Genomic DNA, 2,967 nt, shown 5'->3' on the forward strand with positions numbered 1-2,967 from the left:
GAAAACATAGCAGTGCGCTATGGTAGCAAGCAACTTCCTAGGATCACAATTTCTGCGGGAATTGCGATGTACCCAAATGACGGGAACTTGCCCCAATCGCTGATGCGATCAGCTGACGATGCACTCTATTACGCTAAATCGGCAGGCCGAAACCAAGTCGTAAAATGCTCGCAACTCAAAGACGACAAGATGTTTGATGAAGAAGATATTGGCGCGCTTTTTGAGTCATCCCAAGTTTCATAGCGGTTCAGTAAAATTGGATGGGTCGATCTATCTCCTTGCAAATGGTGAACAGTGGATTTGCTCCAACATATAAATTTCAAGGAGAGGACGACTGAATATATGATTGTTGTTCATCAAATCCCGACAGTGCAAGAATATTGCCAGATGCGCGCTGTCGCGGGCCTTTCGCCAAAATCAGAGAACGCCGCTGCCCGAGGGTTGCCGAACTCCCTATTTGGCGTATCCGTCCGAGATCCTTATGGAAATTTGCTCGCAATGGGGCGCTTGGTGGGTGACGGTGGATGCTTCGTGCAAGTCTGCGACATTGCTGTTCACCCGGACCATCAAGGCAAAGGACTTGGTCATCGTGTCATGCAAGAACTGATGGACTATATCGACCAGAATCTACCTACTGGAGCTTTCATCAACCTTTTTGCGGATGGCACTGCCAATGAGCTTTATAAGAAGTTTGGCTTTCACGAAACGGCGCCTAAATCAGTCGGCATGGCCAAATACGCGCAGTAAAAAACCGACGAGCGAACCCGTCGGTTTCAGTGTTCCAACAAGCTTGGCACGACTAAAGTGGGGACGTGCGCCAAACTCTTAAGAGTTGGAATTCTTTTTAGCGCCCAAACGCTAGAATTGAGCTGTTTCAGTGGATTCAGCCATAGCAGTTGTGGAGCTATTGCCTTGGCTAACCGCCATTGAAACCGCGTCAAAGTAGCTCGTGCCAACTTCACGCTGGTGCCGTGTTGCAGAGAAGCCGCGGCTTTCTGCGCCAAATTCCGCCTGTTGCAGTTCTGAGTATGCAGCCATGCCACGTTCTTTGTATCGGCTTGCCAAATCAAAGGTCGTGTAGCTTAGATTATGGAAACCGGCCAAGGTGATGAATTGGTATTTATATCCCATCGCGCCCAATTCACCCTGGAATTTGGCCATTTGAGTTTCGTCCATATGCTTGGCCCAGTTAAATGACGGCGAACAGTTGTACGCCAGCATTTGGTCTGGGAATTCCTTCTTAACGGCCTCGGCGAAACGACGTGCATCATCCAAGTTTGGTGTTGAAGTTTCACACCAGATCAGATCGGCATAAGGTGCATAGGCAAGGCCACGTGCGATGGCTGCATCAAACCCGCCTTTCAGGCGGTAAAAGCCTTCTTCAGTGCGTTCGCCCGTAACAAATGGCGCATCATACTCATCAACATCTGAGGTGATCAAGCGCGCAGCTTCAGCGTCGGTCCGTGCCATAATCAAGGTCGGTACGCCCAAAACATCGGCAGCCAAACGCGCCGCGTTCAATGTGCGAACGAATGTTTTTGTCGGCACCAAAACCTTGCCGCCCAAGTGGCCACATTTCTTTTCAGATGCAAGTTGATCTTCAAAGTGAACCGCCGCAGCGCCCGCTTCAATCATACCCTTCATCAATTCAAAGGCGTTCAATTGGCCACCAAAGCCGGCTTCCGCATCAGCGATAATCGGCGCAAAGAAATCAAGGTCGGTCGTTTCTTCGCCTGAAAGCTTTTCCATGGTTTGAATTTGGTCTGCACGCTGCAACGCTTTGTTGATGCGTTTAACAACAGCTGGAACACTATCAGCTGGATATAGGCTTTGGTCCGGATACATATTGCCAGAGTTGTTGGCGTCTGCCGCAACTTGCCAGCCAGAAAGGTAAATAGCCTTCAAGCCCGCTTTGATCTGTTGCACCGCTTGGTTGCCTGTAAAGGTGCCCAATGTTGGCACATAATCTTCAGTATGCAGCAGTTCCCAGAGCTTCTTCGCGCCATTTTCGGCCAAAGAGTATTTGATCGGCAAAGAACCTGCCAATTTGGCAACATCTTCGGGGGTGTATGTACGTGCAATATTGTCCCAGCGGTCAGGTGCCCACTCAGGGGTTGCGAATTGATTTTTGTTGCGGTCAAGCATGGCCATGATCCTATTTGAATTTTAATAAAGCTCCGCCGTCCCTTGGCGCGACCCAAAAGGATCGAACCAAGGAGCGTTGGAGGGTTAGAAGGGAAAGGGATTAAAGAGAGTAGATGGCGCTACTGCGCGAGGCTGCGTCGAAATGTTGCGGCAATCATAGGGTTGCCATCAAACATGTCTGTTGCGATTTCGTCGCCTTCGGCTAGCGAGAATTGGTGCTTGTCGACAGGACCCACAATCGCAAAGCCCAACTTATCAAGTCCTTTGGCTTTAAACTGGCGCATCGCGTCTGCAACGGTACGCGCAATAATGGTGATATATTCGTCTTGCGTGTTCTGCCGGTTATCGATTGTATGTGTCATGTTTTCCTCCGTCTCCCGGAACCGTTCCGAGAAGTGATGATGTAAAGATTTGACATTTAGCGCCGAAATGCAAGATAATTCGATAAATCAAGGTGTTAAGCTGTAAAGTTCAGTAAAGTACATCAGTCGTTTTTGTAAAGTCTTGTAAAGTTTACAAGCGCAGCGGGAGGCCAATATGGAAAAGTCCGGCCCACAAATAGGTGGTAAAATCAGGCGCTTACGGCGGCAAAAGCATGTCAGCCAGGCGGATTTGGCCTCAGCTCTGGGCATTTCCGCGAGCTATTTGAACCTGCTTGAACACAATCGGCGCAACATCACCGTGCCCCTGCTTTTTAAACTCGCCGGACATTTTGGTATTGAACCGGGTGAGCTGGTGGAGAGTGACGAAGGCCAATTGGTCGGAGATTTGATGGAATTGTTCGGCGATGACATTTTTGCCGATGCAGACCTGACCAACCAC

The 2,967-nt window shown here is 49.5% G+C and carries 5 protein-coding genes; 3 read left to right on the top strand and 2 right to left on the bottom strand.

Translation table 11 applies throughout. From position 1 onward, the window contains the following. A partial coding sequence (locus Q0231_RS03695; RefSeq protein ID WP_299345244.1) for a diguanylate cyclase occupies positions 1-243 on the top strand: 243 nt, incomplete at its 5' end. A gap of 99 nt (positions 244-342) precedes the next feature. Further along, positions 343-747: a GNAT family N-acetyltransferase gene (locus tag Q0231_RS03700; RefSeq protein ID WP_299345247.1), complete on the top strand. Its 405-nt coding sequence runs from the start codon at positions 343-345 to the stop codon at positions 745-747. Between the two features lie 111 nt (positions 748-858). Here Q0231_RS03700 and aceA read toward each other — a convergent pair whose 3' ends face one another. Together aceA and Q0231_RS03710 are read right to left on the bottom strand one after the other, a co-directional pair. Further along, the gene (gene aceA, locus Q0231_RS03705) at positions 859-2,145 is read right to left on the bottom strand and encodes an isocitrate lyase (RefSeq protein ID WP_269393347.1); all 1,287 of its coding nucleotides are present in this window, start codon (positions 2,143-2,145) and stop codon (positions 859-861) included. A gap of 119 nt (positions 2,146-2,264) precedes the next feature. Next, on the bottom strand, positions 2,265-2,507 hold the full coding sequence (locus tag Q0231_RS03710; RefSeq protein WP_269393346.1) for a hypothetical protein: 243 nt from the start codon (positions 2,505-2,507) through the stop codon (positions 2,265-2,267). Between the two features lie 175 nt (positions 2,508-2,682). On the opposite strand from Q0231_RS03710, the gene Q0231_RS03715 reads away from it, so the two are divergent. Beyond that, on the top strand, positions 2,683-2,967 hold a 285-nt coding region (locus tag Q0231_RS03715), incomplete at its 3' end, for a helix-turn-helix transcriptional regulator (RefSeq protein WP_299345254.1).

Source organism: uncultured Maritalea sp. (assembly GCF_937139385.1).
Lineage (GTDB): Bacteria > Pseudomonadota > Alphaproteobacteria > Rhizobiales > Devosiaceae > Maritalea > Maritalea porphyrae_A.

Coding starts and splice junctions, on each gene's coding strand:
- Q0231_RS03700 (WP_299345247.1), top strand. CDS start 343: ATGATTGTTGTTCATCAAATCCCGACAGTGCAAGAATATTGCCAGATG.
- aceA (WP_269393347.1), bottom strand. CDS start 2,145: ATGCTTGACCGCAACAAAAATCAATTCGCAACCCCTGAGTGGGCACCT.
- Q0231_RS03710 (WP_269393346.1), bottom strand. CDS start 2,507: ATGACACATACAATCGATAACCGGCAGAACACGCAAGACGAATATATC.